The sequence below is a fragment of the Synergistaceae bacterium genome, assembly GCA_012728235.1.
GTDB lineage: Bacteria > Synergistota > Synergistia > Synergistales > Synergistaceae > JAAYFL01.
In genome coordinates this window covers 1-1,966 of the sequence record JAAYFL010000084.1, presented here as the reverse complement: position 1 = coordinate 1,966, position 1,966 = coordinate 1, and the positions used below count along the sequence as shown (strand labels likewise).

2 protein-coding genes are annotated in these 1,966 nt (G+C 42.1%); both read right to left on the bottom strand.

Features of this window, described 5'->3' with window-relative positions:
- Nucleotides 1–8: 8 nt before the first annotated feature.
- The gene (locus GXZ13_05730) at nt 9–1,538 is read right to left on the bottom strand and encodes an acetaldehyde dehydrogenase (acetylating) (GenBank protein ID NLX75313.1); all 1,530 of its coding nucleotides are present in this window, start codon (nt 1,536–1,538) and stop codon (nt 9–11) included.
- Between the two features lie 3 nt (nt 1,539–1,541).
- Nucleotides 1,542–1,966 (bottom strand): BMC domain-containing protein (locus tag GXZ13_05725; GenBank protein NLX75312.1); only part of this gene is annotated, 425 nt, incomplete at its 5' end.

Sequence of the window (1,966 nt, the reverse complement as noted above, 5' to 3'; positions counted from 1 at the left end):
GTTCAAGACTAGGCAAGTTTTTTGCCCAATCTTTTTATAACTTCTTCAACAAGTCTATCGATCGCTAAGTCTTCTGTCACTTTTTTTTCATTTGAGCCAGTCGAGAGAGGCTGTTTGTTGTTAATGTTGTTAATGTTCTTATTGCTAACTTCACTCAGATCTTGTTTTCCCCTTAGGTCGGAGACTTCACATAGTCCATATGCTACCCTGCGGATATTTATAAGGTTGAGAGGACTGACATTGTCGGATGTTGCAGAACCACCAACGGCTCCACATCCTAGCGTCATCGATGGGAAAAGCCCGGTCGTACCCCCCACGCCTCCAAGTGAGGAAGAAGTGTTTACAAGTACTCGTGATACCGGTTTTTTAAGACCAAATTCCCTGATTATCGATTCATCAGTACAATGTATGGATAGTGTATGACCGGCACCCTCATTTTCCAGAAGCTCAATACACCTGTCACATGCTGTTTCCCAATTTTCTTCTACATAAAAACCAAGTACCGTTGTAAGTTTTTCCTTCGAGAAAGGATAGTCTTTGCCAACTTGAGTCTGTTCGGATAATAGAACTTTAGTCCCTTCAGGAATTGAAATGCCTGCCATTTTAGCCACAAACTCAGCTGGTTTACCTACTATTTTGGGGTTCATCCCCCCAAATGGGCTCATGAGTATCCTTCCAACTTTATTTGACTCTTCCGGCGAAAGAAAATAGCCACCCTGGTTTTGGAACTCCTCAATGACCTTATTTTTAATTATCCTTTCTGTTACTACGGACTGTTCTGAGGCACAAATTGTACTGTTATCAAATGTCTTGCTCTCCATTATCCTCTTAACAGCCATTTTTATATCTGCTGATCTTTCAATAAACGCAGGAGTATTGCCGGGGCCCACCCCAAGTGCAGGAGTACCAGAACTGTAGGCTGCCTTGACCATGGCTGTACCTCCTGTTGCAAGGATCAGACCAGTGTCTTTATGAGCCATCAGCTCGTCTGTTGACTCTTTTGTCGGAGTCTTGATGCAAGAAATAAGGCCCTCAGGTGCACCTGCCTTGACTGCAGCATCGTTTACTATGCGCACAGTCTCTAAAATACATTTAATTGCTTTGGGATGTGGAGAAAAAATAACTGCGTTACCTGATTTCAAGCAGATCAATGCCTTAAAGATTGCAGTAGATGTTGGGTTAGTAGATGGTATCAGAGCTGCAACTATGCCCACAGGAACAGCTACGTTAAAGATTTTATTAACGGCATCTTCACTGATTATACCTATGGTTTTCATGTCCTTTATCGCTTCATGTAATCTGACGGCGGCAAAGTTATTTTTAATAACTTTATCCTCCCATTTTCCAAAACCCGTTTCTTCGTATGCTAATTTAGCAAGTGCAACAGAATGATCCAATGCAGCTTTTGCAGCAGCAGCAACGATCCTGTCAATGGTCTTTTGATCAAAGCTCCTGAAGGTCTTCTGAGCCGGTTTTGCCTTCTCTATCAAGTCTCTTGTCTCTTGAATGGAAAAAAGATCTCTGTCGCGAAGTTCCATATACTATTCCTCTTTTCCTTCAACGATAAATTTATTTACAAGCTTTAGCAATTTATCTTTTTTTGCTACTCTAACTTTAGAATCTGGTAGCCCTATCTTTCTCGCATAAGAGCGCAATTCCTGCATCGTCATTTTTTCGGGAGAAGAATATGCCTGTACGCCAGAAACCCGTTGATTTATCAGTGGTGACTTCTGTTTAAGTGTTGGTTTCCCAGTAATAAGACCAGGTCCTTTTCTATCTTTGAAATTTATGGCTTGAGAATTGATCATTAAAGCAGTACCTTCTGCGATCCTAGCAATCACATGTGTCCTTGGCTGGATCCCTATCTTTACGAGGGCAGCTTTTGCTGCTTCCACACCTGCTTTAACTGCAGCAACCTCACCCGTGATAATAACTGTAGTGATACCTCCCTTAACCGCCTCTACAC

Coding starts and splice junctions, on each gene's coding strand:
- GXZ13_05730 (NLX75313.1), bottom strand. CDS start 1,538: ATGGAACTTCGCGACAGAGATCTTTTTTCCATTCAAGAGACAAGAGAC.